We start from the raw sequence: 18164 nt of genomic DNA, 5'->3' as shown, positions 1-18164 counted from the left end.
TGCGAAGGCGATTGCGCAACCTTATGCCGGGGTGTGGAATTCGGCTGGACAGCGGCGGTTTCCTTGGGAAAATTGCGGCCAACAGGAACAAGGAAAACCCATGACCATCCGTTCGCTTTCACTGCTTGCCGCCGGTACCGCCGCTTCGCTGGCGCTGGCTTCTTCCCCCGCCCGTGCCGACGAAGGCATGTGGACTTTCGATAATTTTCCCGCCGCCAAGATGAAGGAAGACTACGGCTGGGCGCCCGATCAGGCTTGGCTCGACGATGTGCGCAATGCCGCCGTGCGCCTGACCGGCGGCTGCTCGGCCAGCTTCGTTTCGGGCAATGGCCTGATCCTGACCAACCATCACTGCGTCGCTTCGTGCCTGTTCGACAATTCGACCGGCGACAACGACCTGCTCGATCACGGCTATGTCGCGGCAACCTTCAACGACGAGAAGAATTGCCCCGGTCAGCAGGCCGAAGTGGTGACGAAGATCACCGATGTGACCGGCGACGTGAAAAAGGCCATCGGCTCGCTCACCGGCGAGGCGCTGACCAAGGCGCGCGATGCGAAGATCGCCGAGATCGAATCCGCCAACTGCACTGATCGCGAGACCACCCGCTGCCAGGTCGTGACGCTGTTCGGCGGCGGCCAGTACAAGCTCTATACCTACCGCAAGTATTCCGACGTGCGGCTGGTCTGGGCTTCGGAAGACCGTGCGGCGACTTTCGGCGGCGATCCGGACAACTTCAATTTCCCGCGCTACGATCTCGATGGTGCCTTCCTGCGCGCCTACGCGAACGGCAAGCCGGTCAAGACGCCGAACCACCTCAAGTGGAATCCGCGCGCGCCGAAGGAAGGCGAGGCTACTTTCGTGGTCGGCAATCCCGGTTCTACCTCGCGCCTCTACACGCAGAGCCAGCTCGCGTTCGAGCGCGAAGTGCGCCTGCCGGTGATCGTCGCGACCTACTCCGAACTGCGCGGCCGGCTGATCCGGGCGATGGAAGAAAGCCCAGAGCACGCCCGTGAGGGTCTCGACATGCTCAACGGCGTGGAGAACGGGCTGAAAGTCTACATCGGCCGGATGAAGGCACTCAACGATCCGGACTTTACCGGCAAGCTGGCCGCGGCCGAGGCTGCGCTGAGGGAAAAGAGTGCGGGCAACGCCGAGATCGGCAACCCCTGGAGCGAGATGGACGCGGCAGTGAAGGCCTACCGCAAGCTCTACATGCCCGCGCGTTTCATCGAGCCTTCGGGCGACCTCTACGGCTATGCCGAGACGCTGGTAATGGGCGCGGCCGAGCGCGCCAAGCCCAATGCCGAGCGCCTGCCCGGCTACACCGACAGCGCGCTTCCGCTCACCGAGAAGCGCCTGCTCGATGCGGCGCCGGTCTATCCCTGGCTCGATGAGCTGCGCATGGAGTGGAGCCTCTCGAAGGCGCGTGAATACCTCGGCGTGGACGATCCCGACACCAAGTTGCTGCTGGGCAAGGAAAGCCCGGAAGCGCTGGCAGAACGGCTGGTCTCCGGCACGAAGCTGGCCGATCCGGAATACCGCAAGCAGCTGTGGGAAGGTGGTCAGGCGGCGATCGAGGCGTCGGACGATCCGATGATCGTCTATGCCCGCAAGCTCGACGCGCGTCAGCGCGAGCTCGAAAAGGAGGTGGACGAGGGGTACTCGGGCCCCGCAGCCGCTGCCGGTGCCAAGCTAACCGACGCGCGTTTCGCGGCCTATGGCGACACGATCTACCCCGATGCCACGTTCACGCTCCGCATCAGCTACGGCAAGGTCGAAGGCTGGCCCGAGCGCGGCAGGCAGGTGCCGTTCCAGACCACCATCGGCGGCACCTTCGAGCGTGCTACGGGCGCCCCGCCGTTCGATCTCGCCCCGGCCTTCGCCGCGAAGGAAGACGAGATCGACAAGTCGGTGACCTACAACTTCGTGACCACCAACGACATTATCGGCGGCAACTCGGGCTCACCGGTGATCGACAAGACCGGCACCGTGATCGGCGCCGCTTTCGACGGCAACATCCACTCCTTGGGCGGCAACTACGGCTACGATCCGGTGCTCAACCGCACCGTGGTCGTTTCCGCCGCCTCGCTGCAGGAAGCGCTGGAAACGATCTATCCCTCGCCGCGATTGGTGAAGGAACTGGCCGGGAAGTAAGCGATAGGGCCGGGGCGGCGGTGCGATGCTGCCGCCCCGGCATATCCACAAGACCTGCCGCCGCTCGTCCTGAGCTTGTCGAAGGGCGCTCGCGCTGCGCAGGGGTCCCATCCTTCGACAGGCTCCGGATGAGCGGGGTGGGCGAAAGTAGGAAGCGGCGCTTCAGCCTGCCGCGAACAGGATCGGCGTATCGTCCGGCTGCCATGGGCCATGGCGGACCATGATCGCTTTGAACAGGTCCGAGGTCAGGTGTCCGTCGAGCCAGGCGCGCAGGCGGGGTAGGGGCTGGGCGCCGAACCAGGTGCGGTCGGTCGCGGCGAACTGGCGGATGAAGGGCACGATCGCCATGTCGGTTAGGCCGCGTGGCGATCCGCTCAGGTTCTCGTCTTCCCCCAAGCGTGCCTCAAGGTCCTGCAGAAAGGCGAGGCCTGCGCTGCGATGCGCGGTAGCGTCGCTGTCGTAGCGGTCGGGGTACTTGTAGCGGTCGAGGTCGCGTTTGAAGGGGCCGTCGCAGCGGGCGATCAGGTCGGCGTCGGCGCGATCCAGCCAGTCTTCGGGATCGTTCACGCCCAGCGCATGGTGCATCACGTCGAGACTTTCCTCGATCACCGTGCCATCGGGCAAGACCAGAACCGGCACCGTGCCCTTGGGCGAGGCTTCGAGCATGGCCTCGGGTTTGGCGGAGAGCTTCACTTCGCGCAGCTGGCAGGTGAGGCCTGCCACCATGATCGCCAGCCGGGCGCGCATGGCGTAGGGGCAACGGCGGAAGCTATAGAGGATGGGAAGGCTGGCGGTCTCCGGCATCATGCCTCTTGGCCGGCCGACGTCGGCATCTTCGCGCCCACATGTTCCTCGCCGCGGGCCTCGGCGAGCTTCTCCTGCCGGTGCCGCTCGCGGTAGCGGGCGCGCTGCTCGTCGGTGCGGCTCTCGAAGCACGCCGGGCAACTCACGCCCTCTTCATAGTGCGCCGAGGCCTTGTCCGATTCGCTTACCGGCTGGCGGCAGGCGTGACACAGCGACAGCGAGCCCTGCACCAGCCCGTGACCGACCGAGACCCGCTGGTCAAACACGAAGCATTCACCGTGCCAAAGGCTTTGCTCTGCCGGGATCGTCTCAAGATACTTGAGGATGCCGCCCTTGAGGTGGAAGACATCCTCGACCCCTTCCTGCTTGAGGAAGGCGGTCGACTTCTCGCAGCGGATACCGCCGGTGCAGAACATCGCGACTCTCGGCGCTTTGCCCTCGCCGAGCAGCCGCTCGCGCTCGCGGCGGAACCATTCGGGGAACTCGCGGAAGCTGCGTGTTTCCGGATCGATGGCCCCGTTGAAGGTGCCGATGGCGACTTCGTAGTCGTTGCGCGTGTCGATCAGGATCGTGTCGGGATCGGAAATCAGCGCATTCCAGTCTTCCGGCGCAACGTAGGTGCCGACGGTGGCGAGCGGATCCGTGCCGGGCTCGCCCATGGTCACGATCTCGCGCTTGAGCCGCACTTTCATGCGGTGGAACGGCATCTCCGCTGCCGAGGAAAACTTGACGTCCAGCCGTTCGCAGCCGGGCAAGGCGCGAATGTGCGCGATGACTGCATCCAGTCCTTCGCGTGATCCGGCAATGGTGCCGTTGATCCCTTCGCGGGCGAGAAGAAGCGTGCCGCGAATGCCTTGGACCTCGCACAGCGCCAGCAGGGGCGCACGCAGGGCTGCGGGATCCTCGAAGGGGGCGAACTGGTAAAGCGCGGCAACGCAGAGCGGCGCTCTCGCCGCGTCTGCCGCCGAAATGTCGGTCGTGTGCATGGGGGCGTCATAGCGCAAAGCCCCGAATCAGAAAATCCGAGGTTTGCGGCCCCGGATTTTCGTTTGAACTGCTGTGGCGACGCGGCCGCTCAGCCGAGCGCGGCCTTGATGTCGTCGACCAGATCGGTGCGTTCCCACGGGAACAGGTCGCCTTCGGGCTTGCGGCCGAAGTGGCCGTAGGCAGCGCTCTGGAAGTAGATCGGCTTGTTGAGGCTGAGGCCGACACGGATGCCGCGCGGGGTCAGGCCGCCAAGCTTTTCCGCCGCAACCTTGGTCAGCGCCGCTTCGAGCGCCTCTTCGGAAACGGTGCCGGTGCCGTGCAGGTCGACATAGAGCGACAGCGGCTCGGAGACGCCGATCGCGTAGGAAACCTGGATCGTGCAGCGCTTGGCGAGGCCGGCAGCCACCACGTTCTTGGCGAGATAGCGCGTGACGTAGGCGGCCGAGCGGTCGACCTTGGTCGGGTCCTTGCCCGAGAACGCGCCGCCGCCGTGCGGGGCTGCACCGCCGTACGTGTCGACGATGATCTTGCGGCCGGTGAGGCCGGCATCGCCGTCCGGGCCGCCGATCACGAAGGAGCCGGTCGGGTTGATGTGGAACTTGGTTTCGTCGGTCACGAAGCCTTCGGGCAGGATGTCGGTGACGACCTTGCGCACGTAGCTCTTCAGCTCGGCTTCCTTCTCGCCCTCGTCGTAGCCTTCCTTGTGCTGGGTCGAGACGACGATCGCGGTCGCGGCTACGGGCTCACCGTTTTCGAAGCGCAGGGTGACCTGGCTCTTGGCATCGGGTTCGAGGAACGGCGCCTTGCCCGAGTGGCGGTCCGTGGAAAGCTGCTGCAGAATCTTGTGGCTGTAGTCGAGCGTCGCCGGCATCAGGTCGGGCGTCTCGTCGCAGGCAAAGCCGAACATGATGCCCTGGTCGCCGGCACCTTCGTCCTTGTTCCCGGCAGCGTCGACGCCCTGCGCGATGTGGGCGGACTGGCCGTGCAGGCGGTTGTCGAACTCCAGGGTTTCCCAGTGGAAGCCGTCCTGCGCATAGCCGACCTTCTTCACGACATCGCGCACGGTCTGCTCGATCTCCTCGAGCGCGCCGGGGGCCCACGCGCCGTTTTCGTAAACGCCCTTGCAGCGAATTTCGCCGGCCAGAACCACGAGTTGCGTGGTCGTCAGGGTCTCGCAAGCGACGCGCGCTTCCGGATCCTTGGAGAGGAACAGATCGACGATCGCGTCGGAAATCTGGTCCGAAACCTTGTCGGGATGTCCTTCCGAGACGCTCTCGGAGGTAAAGACGTAGTCGCTGCGCATGGTCAAAACCTATGATATAAAGAAAGCTTTATGTGTGCTTTCGTCTACCTGCCGCGGCGCCCGAGTGCAACCATGGAAATGGCCATCAGTGCGATCAGCGCCGCGAGAGCCAGCGACAAGGCGTTGCCATAGCGTGCAAAGAGGGTGGGTTCGTGCGGTGGCGGGATGCGTCCGTCGATACGGCCGGCGGTGCGGCGCGCCAGCGAACTGCGCACGATGCCGTCGGCGTCGATCACGGCGCTGATGCCGGTCGTGGTCGAACGCATGACCGGCAGGCCTTCCTCCATGGCCCGCATGCGGGCCTGGGCCAGATGCTGCGGTGGCCCCCAGGCGCCGAACCAGCCGTCGTTCGAGGGATTATAGATGTAGTCGGGCCGGTTCAGCGGATCGACGACCTCGCCGCTGAACACGATCTCGTAGCAGATCTGCACGCCGACTTCGCCGAGAGTACCGAAGTCGAAAGTGCGTGGTCCCGGTCCCGGCCAGAAGTCCAGCGAACCCGCGACGAAGCGTGAAGCGCCGAGCGGCTCGAGCAGCCAGCGCAGCGGCAGATATTCGCCGAAAGGCACGAGGTGCGCCTTGGAATAGCCGGCAAGGATGTCGCCCTTGCCGTTGATCGCCGTCACCGAATTGCGGGCAGCCACCCCGTCGCCGTTCTCGACCACGAGGTCCACGGCACCGGTCAGCAGCAGGCCGTAGGGGCCGATCACGGAGCCGATCCGGCCGCGCGCGATCACGGGGTCTGCGCCGTAGGTGTAGAGGCGGTAGAGATAGCGCGGATAGCCGTCGCGCAGATAGTCGCCGAGCCCCGATTCGGGCCAGAACACCACGCGCTTTTCGCCGCGGCTGCGCGGGAGCGAGAGCTTCGCCAGCTTTATGAAATTCTCTTCGAAGTAGCGCGGATCGTCGATGATTTCCTGCGGCAGATCGGGCTGGACGAGCGTGAAGCGCGTGGCTCCCTCATCGCGCTTCACCCAGGGATCGGGCAGTGCCATCAACGCGGTAAGACCCGCAGCGAGAGCCAGCGCAGGGGCGGCCCAGAGCCAGCGCGCGGGGCTGCGCGACCCGCCGATCAGGCGCGCCACCACGCCGGGCACGCCGGCGAGCAGGACCAGCACCCCGGAAAGACCGTAGGTACCGATCCACGGTGTCAGTAGCGCGAGTCCACGGGTCTCGAACTGGCCGAGCAGGGCGACGCCCAGGGGATTCCACGCGAAACCGCTGAAGACCCACGCGCGCAGCCATTCGGTGACGATCCACGCGGATGCGAAAGCGAATACCAGGGCGACAAAGGCCGTTCGCCTGGTTGTCATCCGGTCCGGTCGCACGATCGACCACGCGGCAAGCGCGGCCAGCGCCGGAAAGAGCGCGAGATAGAGCGACAGCAGGACCACCGCGATGCCGCCCAGCCAGGCGGGCAGGTTCGCCTGATAGGTGAAGGCCGTCGCGATCCAGTTGTTGCCGAGTGTGAAGTGGCCGAGGCCGAAGAACCAGCCGATCAGGAACGCGTCGCGTCCGCGGCCGGTTCGCATCACCAGTTCGATCAGCCAGGCAACTGCAAAGAGGGTGAGCGGCCACAGGGAAAGGGGCTGAAATCCGCAGGCAGCCAGAGCACCGGCCACGATTGCGGCGATGCGGGGTGAGCGCCAGATGCGGTTGAGGGTTTGGGCGAAAACGGGAAGGCGCCGATCAGATTGCATCGGTGCCGGTATGTAGACCTGCCCGGCCACGACGCAAGGAAACTTGCGCGCGGCCGGGCGGGCTATCGTAAATCAGCCGTTTACCGCTTCAAGCTTGCCGTCGCCATCGTCGGCGGGCGGTGCCGTCTTGCGGGTGCGGCGACGCTTGGGCTTTTCTTCGGCGGCTTCGTCCTTGGCGGAAATCGAAGGCGGCAGGGCCGAAGGGTCGAGGTTGCCTGCGTCGTCCTCGTTATCCGAGCCGGCATTAGCCTCCGGACCTTCCGCATCATCTTCGCGCGTCCGGCGGCGCGGCTTGCGCTGCTGCGGCTTCGGAGTACGGGTGGCGCGGGGCTCGCGTACGAACGGATTTTCAACCGGTTCGTAGATCGAGCGATCCTCGCCGTCTTCCTCGTCGCCCTTGCCGGCAGTTTCCTTCTGCTCGTCGGAAGAGGAATTCTCGTAGCGATCCTGACCGCGTTCCTGACGGGCAGAATTCTGGTTGTACGAGGTGTTGTTGCCGTAATCGTCGTCCGAGCCGGAATCCTCGTTGTTGTCCTGAGGGCGGTCATCCCGACGGGGCTGCCGCGCTTCTTCCTGCCGCTGCTTCTGGTCGGCGATCACACGGAAGTAGTGGTCGGCAAACTGAAGGTAGTATTCCTCCTGGACCCGGTCTCCGTTTAGATGCGAGTCATGCGCCAGCTTCTTGTACTTTTCCAGCAGCTGCGGTGCGTTGCCCCGTGCCCTGCTGTCGATACGATTCGTATGCTGGCCGCCTTGCTGACGGTTGTTACCGCGGCCGCGCCGACGGTTGTTACCACGATTGTTATTCAAGGATAACTTTCCTCAAAACCCCTGGCATGAGTCCGGATCACCAAGATCGGACTGCCATATGTAATAAGATCACGGCTAACCCCCGGCTGCCGAGACTTCCTCATCTGCCTTGCTGCGGCGCCCAATGCTGAGACCGCTCGCAAATGATGGAGGTGAACCGGGTATGGGAAATTCCGTCCATTAACCGGCTCCGCGTAATCATTAGGCACTCCGGCACGGAATTCCAAGAGAAATATTATGGCGATTTATCTAAAACTGCGGAAAAAGCGATTACACGCGGCCGATCGGCAAGGTCGTGATGAACGCGCGCGGTCAATCCCGCGGCCTCTCCGATGGCGCTGACGGCCTCGGCCTGGCGATAGCCGATCTCCACCAGCGCAAGGCCGCCCCGCGCCAGCAAGCCGGACAACTGCGGTACGAGAACGCGATAGTCGTCGAGGCCGTCGCTCCCCGCAAACAAGGCACTGGCCGGCTCGTAGTCGCGTACCGAGGAATCGAGGGCGGCGGCGGTTTCGACGTAGGGCGGATTGGCGAGGATCAGGTCGAATGGGCCTCCAAGCGGGTCTGCCCAGCCGGGCCTGTGCCAGTCGGCCATGACCATTCGTGCCCGGGTGTCGAGACCAAGGGCCCGGGCATTGGCTGCCGCTACGGCCAGGGCTCCCGGTGAACTGTCGATGCCGGTCCCTTGTGCGGCCGGAAGGTTTGCCAGAACGGAAAGCAGCAGGGCGCCCGATCCGGTGCCGCAGTCCAATACCGAGCGCGCCTGGGGACGTGCGGCCAATGCCGTTTCGACCAGAACTTCCGAATCGCCGCGCGGGATCAGCACGTCGGGCGAGACCGCGAACGGCAGGCCGAAGAATTCCTGCTGGCCGGCGATATAGGCAACCGGTTCGTGCGCGGCGCGCCGGTCGATCAGGTCCGCAAAGAGGGCGGGTGTCTCGCTCCGCATATGGCGCAGCAGGAGTTCGGAGCGCGAGACGCCCAGCGCATGGGCCATGAGCACTTCGGCATCGAGCCGCGCGGTGTCGCTGGTGGACGCAAGGCGTGCGGCGGCGGCGCGGATGGCTTCGGCCACCGTGCCGGTCGGATCAGGCATCCATGGCCGCCAGTCGCTTGGCCTCGTCTTCCGCGATCAGCGCGTCGATCAGCTCGCCGAGGCCGGGACCTTCGAGGATTTCCGGCAGGCGGTGCAGGGTCAGGTTGATGCGGTGATCGGTCACGCGCCCCTGCGGGAAGTTGTAGGTACGGATGCGCTCGGAGCGGTCGCCCGAGCCGACCATCGCCTTGCGCGCCTCGGCCTCGGCGCCGTGGGCCTCGTCTCGCATCTTCTCGTAGAGACGCGCGCGCAAGACCTGCATCGCCTTGGCCTTGTTCTTGTGCTGGCTGCGCTCGTCCTGACAGATGACCACGAGCCCGCTGGGCAGGTGGGTGATGCGCACCGCTGAATCGGTGGTGTTGACGTGCTGCCCGCCTGCACCCGAAGCGCGGAAGATATCGATCTTGAGGTCCTTGTCCTCGATCTGCACGTCCACTTCGCTCGGTTCGGGCAGAACGGCGACGGTCGCGGCAGAGGTATGGATACGCCCGCCGCTCTCGGTCACCGGCACGCGCTGGACGCGGTGGACGCCGGATTCGAACTTGAGCTTGGCAAAGACGCCGGTGCCGGTCACGTTGGCGACGACTTCCTTGAAGCCGCCGATGTCGCTGGCATTGGCGGAGATCATCTCGACCTTCCAGCCCTGCTCGGCGGCATAGCGTTCGTACATGCGGTAGAGATCGGCGGCGAACAGCGCCGCCTCGTCGCCTCCGGTACCGGCGCGGATTTCCAGCATGGCCGGGCGCTGGTCGGCCGCATCGCGCGGCAGCATGGCCAGGGCAAGCTGCCGCTCGGCTTCGGGCAGCTCTTCCTTGATGCGCGCGATTTCCTCTTCGGCCAGCGCGCGCATGTCCGGATCGGGATCGTCGAGCTGCTGCAGAGAGGCGAGTTCGCCGCGCATCGAGACGACGTCCGACGCGATCCGCGCGACCGGTTCCAGCTCCGCATAGTCGCGGCTCGCGGTCACGAAGGCATCGCCTTCCAGCGTGCCCGAAGCGAGCCGGGCTTCCAGCTCGGCGAAGCGATGCGCAATCTGGGCGAGGCGTTCGCCGGAGATCGTGCTCACGTGCGGTTCCTTTTGCACAGGTGGCAGGGGGGCACGCGGAGGCGCGGAGACGCGGAGAAAGAAAGGTAAGGAGATCGATTCGCGCAAAGGCGCAAAGGCGCGAAGACGCTGTGCCGCGCCGCAGGCCTCTTATCCCAGTCTGTCGTTGCGCCAAGTTTTAGGTAACGAGAGAACAGCGGCTTCGCCGCAAACATGAAGTCTTCGCGCCTTTGCGCCTTCGCGCGAACCCGCTTCCCCGTTGTTCTCCGCGTCTGTGCGCCTCCGCGTGAAACATCCGCGGAAACATCGACGAGAAAGGCAAAGTCTCTCTTCACGACTGGATCGTCTGGATGACCTGCTCGACCGCGAGATAATCGGCAGTCGGTTCGGCTGCGCGCAGGTTGGCGACGGGGGCGCCGTCGCGCATTACGAACGAGACTAGCACTTTCGCGCCCAGCTTCACGGCCTTGTCGAAGCGCTTGCGGGGGCTGCCCGAAGCGATCATTTCGGCGGCGATGCCCTGGTGGCGCAGGATCGTGATGGCCTTTTGCGCGTAGGGCAGAGCGGCATCGTCCTCGACCGCGAGGATGCAGGTCAGCGGCGGCTCGCCGCCGATGCCGGCGTCGGACACGAGCATGGCCAGGCGTTCGATACCCGCTGCCCAGCCGACAGCCGGGGTTGCCGGGCCGCCAAGCGCTTCGAGCAGGCCGTCGTAGCGGCCGCCGCCGAGCACGGTGCCCTGAGCGCCGAGCCGATCTGTCACAAATTCGAAAGCAGTGTGCCTGTAGTAGTCCAGCCCGCGCACAAGGGCCGGGGCTCGGACGAAGTCCACCGAGGCGGCTTCGAGCCCTTGTGTCACGGCCCCGAAGAAGTCCTGCGCCTCGCTCGAGAGGAAGTCGTCGATCTTCGGCGCATCGGCGGTGAAGGGCTTGTCGCGAGGGTCCTTGGAATCGAGGATGCGCAGCGGATTGCGCTCCAGACGGTCCTGCGAATCCTCGCTTAGCGACGCCTTGTGATCGCGGAAGTATTCGATCAGCGCGGCGCGCCAGGCCTCACGGCTTTCGGCATCGCCGAGCGTGTTGAGCTGCAGCGTGACGCCGTCGGAAATGCCCAGTTCCTTGAGAAGCTGGTCGGCCATGAGCAGCAGTTCCACATCGACCATCGGTTCTGCCGCGCCGATGATCTCGGCGTCGATCTGGTGGAACTGGCGATAGCGGCCCTTCTGCGGGCGCTCATAGCGGAACAGCGGACCGTGCGTCGCCACCTTGAGCGGGGCAAACTGCTTCCAGCCGCCCGTAAGATAGGCGCGGGCGATCCCGGCGGTGAATTCGGGGCGCAGCGTCAGCGATTCGCCGCCGCGGTCCTCGAACGAGTACATCTCCTTGGACACGACGTCGGTTGTCTCGCCCAGCGAGCGGGAGAAAACCGCGGTCTTCTCGAACACCGGCATTTCCACCCGGCGGAAGCGGTAGAGCTTGCGGACGCGTTCGAAGGTTTCGACGACGTGTGCGAAAGCCTCGGCATCGGTGCCGAAAATGTCCTGGGTTCCGCGAATGGCCTGTGGTGTGTTGCTCATAAGGCGCGCGCTTAGCCCGAATGGGCGCGGCAATAAAGTGGTCCCGCGGGGATGCGCGGGAAGATTGTCCCGCTTGATCGGCACCGGCCCACGCCCCCACCCGACCTCCCGACAGGATATGCTCGTGGGAGGTCGGGTGGGGGCGTGGGCCGGTGCCGCGCGGTGCAACCCGATGCTAATGTATGGTTGCCAAATCGGGTAACTGACGCAAAGATGAACGTAATGAAATATCTTACTGCGGTTGCGACGCTCTCTGCCCTCCTGTCCCTTTCCGCTTCGGCGACGGCACAGGATTCTTCCCGTACCACGCCGATGGCACCCGAGCTGCCGGCGCCGATCCCGGCGGCCAAGGACGTGCCCTATCCCGGCACTGTCTCGCTGTGGATCGATGCGACCGATGTGGAGCACGGCATCTACCGTGTGACCGAGGAGTTTCCGGTCGCGGCCGGAACCGGCAAGATCACGCTGATCCAGCCCGGCTGGCTGCCCGGCAACCACTCCGAAACCGGCCCCTATGCCATGCTTGCGGACATCCACTTCTATGCCGACGGCAAGGAAATTCCGTGGGCGCGCGATACTGTCGCCGTGAATGCGTTTCACCTCGAATTGCCCGAGGGCGCCAAGGCGGTGACGGCCAAGTTCGTCCACACCTCGCCGGTGCGCTCGAGCGAGGGCCGCATCACCATGACGCAGGAAATGCTCAACCTGCAGTGGGAAAAGATGAGCCTCTACCCGGCCGGGTACTATGTGCGCGGCATCACGGTGAAGCCGACCGTGAAGGTCCCCGAGGGCTGGACCGTCTATACCGCGCTCGACGGCAAGTCGCGCCAGGGCGACACGGTGAGCTGGACCGCGACCGACTATGAACGTCTGGTCGATTCGCCGATCTTTGCGGGTGAACACGCCAAGCGATGGGACCTGGGCCATGATGTCTACATGGACGTTGTTGCCGACGAGCCGGAACTGCTCGCGATCGCGCCCAAGCACATGGAGACCTACCGCAATCTGGTCGACGAGGCGCTGCACACGTTCGGCGCCCGCCACTTCGATCACTACGACTTCCTGCTTGCGCTGACCGACCGCATGGGCGGCATCGGACTGGAGCATCACCGCTCGAGCGAGAACCAGTACGAGCCCAAGTCGTGGATCGACTGGGACGAAATGGACTGGGATCACAACGTCATTCCGCACGAATTTGTGCACAGCTGGAACGGCAAGTATCGCCGCCCGGCCGACCTGTGGACGCCCGACTACCAGCAGCCGATGCAGAACACGCTGCTGTGGGTCTATGAAGGCCAGACGCAGTTCTGGGGCTATGTTCTCGCGGCGCGCTCGGGCGTGCAGAAGAAGGACACGGTGCTCGGCATGTTCGCCAATGCCGTGGCCAAGTATGCCGAGGGCACGCCGGGCCGCGGCTGGCGTTCGGTCGAGGATACGACCGCCGCACCGCAGCTCGCCCGCCGCCGTCCGCTGCCCTACAATTCGCTGACCCGCAGCGAGGACTACTATGTCGAAGGCGCGCTGACCTGGCTCGAAGCCGACCAGATCATCCGCAAGGGTACCGGCGGCAAGAAGGGGCTCGACGATTTCGCCAAGGCCTTCTTCGGCCTGCGCGACGGCGACTGGGGCGAACTGACCTACGACTTCGATGAAGTCGTCTCCACGCTCAACTCGGTCTACGCCTACGACTGGGCCGACTTCCTGCGCACCCGGCTCTACAAGCCGAACCAGCCCGCGCCGATGAACGGCATGAAGATGGCGGGGTACAATCTGGTCTGGAAGGAGCAGCCGAATCCCTACTCAAAGGGTATCGCCGATTCGCGAAAGACACTGGATCTCACCTATTCGCTGGGATTTTCGCTCGACAACGGCGGCAACGTTACTTCGACACTGTGGGATGGGGCCGGTTACAACGCCGGGATCGTCAATGGCGTGACTATCGTAGCGGTTAACGGACGCGCTTATACCAAGAGCGTGATCAAGGATGCGATCACTGCGGCCAAGGCTCCGGAATCCAAGCCGATTGCCTTGCTGGTGAAGCGCGGGGACCGTTACGAGACGGTGTCGATCGACTATCATGACGGCCTCCGCTGGCCGTGGCTGGAAAGTACGACTCCTGGGAAGATGAACGGATTCGACCGGTTGCTGGCGCCAAAACGCAACTAAATTTCGCATCGACGAGAAGGCTGTTGCGGTGCAATAACCGCAACGCTAAGTCGCGCGCATCTTTATCCAACCGGCTACTCTCCCAAGAGTGTCAGTAAAGAAGGATCATCATGCGCATCGACAAAGTTCCCATTGGCGACAATCCGCCGGAAAGTCTCAACGTCATCATCGAGGTTCCGGTCGGCGGCGAACCGGTCAAGTACGAGTTCGACAAGGATTCGGGCGCGCTTTTCGTCGATCGCATCCTGCACACGCCGATGCGCTACCCGGCCAACTACGGCTTCGTGCCGCACACGCTCTCGCCGGACGGTGACCCGCTCGACGCGCTGGTCGTGGCGCGCTCGCCGTTCATCGCCGGCTGCGTCGTGCGCGCGCGCCCGATCGCGGTCCTCAATCTCGAAGACGAGCACGGCGGTGACGAGAAGCTGGTATGCGTGCCCGTGGACTCGACCTTCCCGTACTACACCAACGTGAACGAGAAGGACGACCTGCCTGAAATCGTGTTCAGCCAGATCGAGCACTTTTTCACTCACTATAAAGATCTTGAAAAGGAAAAGTGGGTACGTGTGGGTACGTGGGGCGGCGCAGAAGACGCGCGTCAGATCGTTCTCGAGGCGATCGAACGCTACAAGGGCGCCGTTCCGGCCTGATTTCAGTATCCACGCATAGACGAGGTCCACTCCCCCATGTGGATCGGGGCCGGTGACGAAAGTCACCGGCCCTTGTTCTTTTCAGGGGGGGACTTGCTGACGGCGCGGGCGTGAAACCCGCGCCGTATGCGCTTCCGCTCAGGTAACGACGCGGCCGCCGTTTACGCCGATGGTCTGGCCGGTGACGTAGCCGCTACGCTCGTCGCAGAGCCATGCACAGGCATTGGCGATATCGTCGGGCTCGCCCATGCGGCGTACCGGGATCGTCTGCAGCAGCACTTCGGTGGGGATCTGGAACTTCTCGCGGTTCGCCTCTGACATGATCGTGCCCATGACCGAGCCTGGCGGGATGTTGTTCACGGTGATGCCCCAGGGACCGAACTCCTGCGCCATCGAACGCGTCATGGTGACCACGGCGCCCTTCGAGGAGCTGTAGGGGATCATGTTGACCGCACCGGTCTGCGCGCTCGAGGAGGAAATGTTGACGATGCGGCCCCATCCCGCGTTCTTCATGTCGGGCAGGCACTCCTGCGTCATCACGAACAGGCCGCGCACGTTGACCGCGTAGATGAAGTCCCAGCGCTCGTCGGTCAGCTCCTCGAACGGTGTGAAGTCGGTCACGCCGGCATTGTTGACGAGGATGGAGATCGGGCCGAGCGCCTCTCGCACCTGCTCCAAAGCGGCCTTGACCGAGGCGCGGTTGGAGACGTCGGCTCCGACCGCAATCGCCGTGCCGCCGGCGTCCTTGATGGCCTTGACGGTATCGGCGCAGCGCTCGGCATCGAGATCGAGCACGGCGACGGCGACGCCCTCCTTGGCGAGGCGCTTGGAACAGGCGGCGCCGATCCCGGCGGCGGCGCCGGTGACGACGGCAACTTTATAGCTCATTGTACTTCTCTCCCGATCGTTTGCTTTGAATAGCCTAGGGCTAGGGCACAAAGCGGCGGCGAGAAAGCCGGAAATTTGAACGCATGTTCAGTCTTCGCCTCGGCGGAATGAGCCGGCCAGAATCCCGTCCGCGAAATCGGCCACGGCCGCGAAGGTCTCCCGCGCTCCCGGCAAGTCGAAGCCGCGCACGACCGCGACGTGTTCCATGCCGTCGATGGGAACGAGGCGGCAGGATCGGCCGGCCGCTTCCAGCCGGGAATGGAAGCGCAGGGCATCGTCCAAAAGAACCTCGCCGGTTCCGACGCTGATCAGGCTGGGCGCAAAGCCCGCAAGGTCGGCGTCGTTGCAGTGAACCGGCGAGGCCAGTGGGTGGTTTGGATCGAAGCCTTGAAGATAGAGGTCGGCCGCCACTTGTGCCGATTCCGTGCCGAACAGCGGATCGGTAGCGGCGTTGCTGGCGTAGCTTGCCGCCGTGACGGTGAGATCGAGCCAGGGTGATAGCATGACGACGGCGTCTATCGGCGGCGCCTTTCCGGCAGCGGCCAAGAGCCCGATGCTGGCGGCCAGACCGGCCCCGGCGGAATCGCCCGAGACGATCAGAGGCACATCGCCGGCTTCGGCGTGCAAGGCCTGCAGTGCCGCGAGCGCATCGTTGAGGCCGGCAGGAAACGGTCCTTCGGGTGCCAGACGGTATTGCGGCACGACGATGGTCACGCCGCATCGCGCGGCGAGGGCTTCGGAGAACGGCCCCTCGAATTCGGGACGCCCGATGCGGAAACCGCCGCCGTGCAGTTGCAGCATGTAGCCGCGCGGTGTGCCCGGCGCATCGAAGCGCAGCGTGCGCAGGCCCGCCATTTCGGTTTCCAGCGCCGGTGCCTTCGTTGCGAATGCACCGGCGGTGATACCGGCCGCCATCTGCGCCCGTCGTTTGGCCAGATCCGGCGGGGCAGGGTAGCCGGGGCGCTCCGGAGGAAGCGCGATCCCGGCTTGCGGCGTCATTCGGCGGCCTGCAGCGCGATCGAGTCCTCGAGATTGCGCGCGGTGCGCTTGGCGCCCATCGCCTTCAGCTCGGGGATCACGTAATCGCCCAGCAGGGTGATCGATTCCAGCACTGCCTCTTGCGGCAAATAGCCGAAGTTCACGTAGCACAGCACCTGGTCGATCCCGGCCTCCTCGTACTTGAGGAACTTCCTCAGGCATTCCTCGGGCGTACCGATGATGACCATGTCCTGATCATCGAAGGAATGGATGTCGAAATCGCCGTCGGCCTGCTTCTTGAGCAGGGGGAAGGCCTTGTCCTGGGCCTCCTTGGGCAAATGCGCCATTTCCCATTTGAGAATGAAAGCCGCGCTTTCGCGGTACCACCACCACATCGAATCCCACACGCGGTTGGTTTCGAACTTGTCGCGGCTCTCGGTGCAGTGGACCAGCGTGTAGACGCCCACCTTGTTGGTATGGACGTGGCTCACCGGCACCGCGTTCTTCTGTTCCTCGCGGTAGATGTCGATCAGGCCCGCCAGCTTTTCGAGCGGCTGCATGATCGAGAAGCACAGCAGCCCGAGACCGTTCTGCCCGGCCATGCGGATCGTCTCTTCGGAGCTGGCCGCCATCCAGCATGGCGGATGCGGGAACTGATAGGGCTTGGGCGTCACCATCCGCTTGGGGAACTGCAGGTACTCCGAATCCTCCTCGTAGTATTCCTCGGCCCACATCCCGGAAACAGTCTTGCATGCCGCCAGCATCTTTTTCTTCGATTCGGCGGCATCGACGCCGAAGGCAATCTGTTCCATCGGGGTGGAACGGCCCATGCCCCATTCGGCGCGCCCCCGGCTGAGCAGGTCCACCGTCGCGACCTTTTCGGCCACGCGCACGGGATGGATGAACTCGTGCGGCATCAGCGTGACGCCGAAGCCGAGCCGGATGTTCTCGGTGATCTGCGACAGCGCGCCCAGCACCACGTCGTTGCAGGGCATGTGGCTGCGCCCTTCGCGGAAATGGTGCTCGACTAGCCAGGCGGTGTGAAAGCCCTTCTTGTCGGCCAGGGAAATCTGCTCGATGCAGTTCTTGTAGGCTTGCCGCTCCATCGTGCGCTGGCCCCAGGGGTGGTCGCCGGCCCATGGCTTGGGGGCTTCGAATTCGTAGAGAAGTCCGAGTTCCATGCTGTCAGGCCTCCTGTTTTTCCTTGGCGAGTTCCCGGCGGCTCTTGCGGGCGCCGGCGCAGAACTTGGTGGAGAGCGAGCGGTCCACGGTCAGGCTCTGGCCGGAAATTCCGCTCGCAAGATCGGAAAGCAGGAAGACGATCGCGTTAGCCAGTTCCTCGGGCATGGCGAAGTTCTGCTCGCTGCCTTGCACCACGTTTTCGGAAACGACGCGGGTCATCACCCGCTCGGTCGCTACCGCACCGGGAAGCACCGAATTGGCGCGGATGCCGAACTCATGCCACTCGTTGGCCATTGTTCGGGTCAGGGCGGTGATGCCCGATTTCGCTGCACCGTAAGGGCCGTGCCAGGGCGCCGAGGTGAGCGAGGAGACCGACGAGACATTGACGATGGCCCCGCGTTCCTCGCGCTCGATCCACGTCTTGGCCGCGTCGCGGCACAGTGTGAAGATATAGCCGAGATTGAGCTGGAACGTCTGCCAGAAGCTGTCGGTCGGCGTCTCGTCGAGCGGCATCCATTCGCCTTCGCGCGTGCCGCCGGCGACATTGGCGATGCCGTCGAGCGCGCCGAACTTGTCGAAGATCTGCGCGACCACGGTTTCGCAGGCGGCCTTGTCCATCAGGTCCACCACCATCGGGTGGATCGTCCCGCCGAGCGCTTCGACGTCCGCGACAATCGGCGCGATCAGCGCTTCGTCCTTGTCGAGCGCGATGATCGTGGCGCCGGCCTTGGCCAGCTGCCGGCAGGTCGCCCCGCCGATGCCGCCCTTGGCGACTCCGCACACAAGTATGGTTCGACCGGTCAGGTCGATGGCGAGTGTCATGG

Annotated in this window: 15 protein-coding genes; 3 read left to right on the top strand and 12 right to left on the bottom strand. The window is 64.5% G+C overall.

Annotation, left to right across the window (positions count from 1 at the left end; all coding sequences use genetic code 11):
- The first annotated feature begins 100 nt into the window (after positions 1-100).
- Positions 101-2155, top strand: coding sequence for a S46 family peptidase (locus IEX64_RS00170; protein WP_188817034.1), 2055 nt, complete (start codon positions 101-103; stop codon positions 2153-2155).
- Positions 2156-2317: 162 nt separating this feature from the next.
- Here the strand turns inward: IEX64_RS00170 and IEX64_RS00165 are convergent, their stop codons facing one another.
- The 8 genes from IEX64_RS00165 to hisS all read right to left on the bottom strand — a co-directional run bounded on the left by IEX64_RS00165 (position 2318) and on the right by hisS (position 11476).
- Positions 2318-2962: a glutathione S-transferase gene (locus IEX64_RS00165; RefSeq protein WP_373290115.1), complete on the bottom strand. Its 645-nt coding sequence runs from the start codon at positions 2960-2962 to the stop codon at positions 2318-2320.
- Entirely contained in the window at positions 2959-3945 is a 987-nt protein-coding gene (gene trhO, locus IEX64_RS00160) for an oxygen-dependent tRNA uridine(34) hydroxylase TrhO (protein WP_188817031.1), read from the bottom strand. Before trhO ends, IEX64_RS00165 begins: the two co-directional genes overlap by 4 nt.
- Positions 3946-4034: 89 nt before the next feature.
- Complete coding sequence (gene metK, locus IEX64_RS00155) at positions 4035-5249, bottom strand: methionine adenosyltransferase (RefSeq protein ID WP_188817029.1); 1215 nt, start codon at positions 5247-5249, stop codon at positions 4035-4037.
- A 44-nt stretch (positions 5250-5293) separates the two neighbouring features.
- The gene (gene lnt / locus IEX64_RS00150; RefSeq protein WP_188817026.1) at positions 5294-6949 is read right to left on the bottom strand and encodes an apolipoprotein N-acyltransferase; all 1656 of its coding nucleotides are present in this window, start codon (positions 6947-6949) and stop codon (positions 5294-5296) included.
- Positions 6950-7021: 72 nt separating this feature from the next.
- The gene (locus tag IEX64_RS00145; protein WP_188817024.1) at positions 7022-7759 is read right to left on the bottom strand and encodes a DUF4167 domain-containing protein; all 738 of its coding nucleotides are present in this window, start codon (positions 7757-7759) and stop codon (positions 7022-7024) included.
- 235 nt (positions 7760-7994) lie between these two features.
- Positions 7995-8855 (bottom strand): peptide chain release factor N(5)-glutamine methyltransferase, encoded by an 861-nt coding sequence (prmC, locus tag IEX64_RS00140; protein WP_188817022.1) that lies wholly within the window; start codon positions 8853-8855, stop codon positions 7995-7997.
- On the bottom strand, positions 8848-9921 hold the full coding sequence (prfA, locus tag IEX64_RS00135) for a peptide chain release factor 1 (protein WP_188817020.1): 1074 nt from the start codon (positions 9919-9921) through the stop codon (positions 8848-8850). Before prfA ends, prmC begins: the two co-directional genes overlap by 8 nt.
- Positions 9922-10231: 310 nt before the next feature.
- Positions 10232-11476, bottom strand: coding sequence for a histidine--tRNA ligase (gene hisS / locus IEX64_RS00130; protein WP_188817018.1), 1245 nt, complete (start codon positions 11474-11476; stop codon positions 10232-10234).
- 222 nt (positions 11477-11698) lie between these two features.
- Between hisS and IEX64_RS00125 the strand changes: the two genes are divergently transcribed.
- On the top strand, positions 11699-13642 hold the full coding sequence (locus IEX64_RS00125; protein WP_188817016.1) for a M61 family metallopeptidase: 1944 nt from the start codon (positions 11699-11701) through the stop codon (positions 13640-13642).
- A gap of 110 nt (positions 13643-13752) precedes the next feature.
- Positions 13753-14292: an inorganic diphosphatase gene (gene ppa, locus IEX64_RS00120; protein WP_188817014.1), complete on the top strand. Its 540-nt coding sequence runs from the start codon at positions 13753-13755 to the stop codon at positions 14290-14292.
- Between the two features lie 138 nt (positions 14293-14430).
- Here the strand turns inward: ppa and IEX64_RS00115 are convergent, their stop codons facing one another.
- The 4 genes from IEX64_RS00115 to IEX64_RS00100 form a co-directional block, all read right to left on the bottom strand.
- On the bottom strand, positions 14431-15180 hold the full coding sequence (locus tag IEX64_RS00115) for an SDR family NAD(P)-dependent oxidoreductase (protein ID WP_188817011.1): 750 nt from the start codon (positions 15178-15180) through the stop codon (positions 14431-14433).
- Between the two features lie 87 nt (positions 15181-15267).
- Positions 15268-16179, bottom strand: coding sequence for an alpha/beta hydrolase (locus IEX64_RS00110; protein WP_188817010.1), 912 nt, complete (start codon positions 16177-16179; stop codon positions 15268-15270).
- Entirely contained in the window at positions 16176-17339 is a 1164-nt protein-coding gene (locus tag IEX64_RS00105) for an LLM class flavin-dependent oxidoreductase (RefSeq protein WP_188817008.1), read from the bottom strand. The genes IEX64_RS00110 and IEX64_RS00105 overlap by 4 nt, the downstream gene beginning before the upstream one ends.
- A gap of 4 nt (positions 17340-17343) precedes the next feature.
- Positions 17344-18162: an SDR family NAD(P)-dependent oxidoreductase gene (locus tag IEX64_RS00100; protein ID WP_188817006.1), complete on the bottom strand. Its 819-nt coding sequence runs from the start codon at positions 18160-18162 to the stop codon at positions 17344-17346.
- Between the last annotated feature and the right edge of the window lie 2 nt (positions 18163-18164).

The organism is Novosphingobium indicum, assembly GCF_014645195.1.
GTDB lineage: Bacteria > Pseudomonadota > Alphaproteobacteria > Sphingomonadales > Sphingomonadaceae > Novosphingobium > Novosphingobium indicum.
Note: the sequence above shows the minus strand (reverse complement) of the source record. Positions and strands in the feature narration are given on the sequence as shown.

Excerpts from the sequence above, each read along its gene's own strand:
- IEX64_RS00170 (WP_188817034.1), top strand. The coding sequence starts at position 101 with ATGACCATCCGTTCGCTTTCACTGCTTGCCGCCGGTACCGCCGCTTCG.
- IEX64_RS00165 (WP_373290115.1), bottom strand. The coding sequence starts at position 2,962 with ATGATGCCGGAGACCGCCAGCCTTCCCATCCTCTATAGCTTCCGCCGT.
- IEX64_RS00100 (WP_188817006.1), bottom strand. The coding sequence starts at position 18,162 with ATGACACTCGCCATCGACCTGACCGGTCGAACCATACTTGTGTGCGGA.
- IEX64_RS00115 (WP_188817011.1), bottom strand. The coding sequence starts at position 15,180 with ATGAGCTATAAAGTTGCCGTCGTCACCGGCGCCGCCGCCGGGATCGGC.
- IEX64_RS00110 (WP_188817010.1), bottom strand. The coding sequence starts at position 16,179 with ATGACGCCGCAAGCCGGGATCGCGCTTCCTCCGGAGCGCCCCGGCTAC.
- IEX64_RS00125 (WP_188817016.1), top strand. The coding sequence starts at position 11,699 with ATGAAATATCTTACTGCGGTTGCGACGCTCTCTGCCCTCCTGTCCCTT.
- lnt (WP_188817026.1), bottom strand. The coding sequence starts at position 6,949 with ATGCAATCTGATCGGCGCCTTCCCGTTTTCGCCCAAACCCTCAACCGC.
- IEX64_RS00105 (WP_188817008.1), bottom strand. The coding sequence starts at position 17,339 with ATGGAACTCGGACTTCTCTACGAATTCGAAGCCCCCAAGCCATGGGCC.
- ppa (WP_188817014.1), top strand. The coding sequence starts at position 13,753 with ATGCGCATCGACAAAGTTCCCATTGGCGACAATCCGCCGGAAAGTCTC.
- prmC (WP_188817022.1), bottom strand. The coding sequence starts at position 8,855 with ATGCCTGATCCGACCGGCACGGTGGCCGAAGCCATCCGCGCCGCCGCC.
- trhO (WP_188817031.1), bottom strand. The coding sequence starts at position 3,945 with ATGCACACGACCGACATTTCGGCGGCAGACGCGGCGAGAGCGCCGCTC.
- metK (WP_188817029.1), bottom strand. The coding sequence starts at position 5,249 with ATGCGCAGCGACTACGTCTTTACCTCCGAGAGCGTCTCGGAAGGACAT.
- hisS (WP_188817018.1), bottom strand. The coding sequence starts at position 11,476 with ATGAGCAACACACCACAGGCCATTCGCGGAACCCAGGACATTTTCGGC.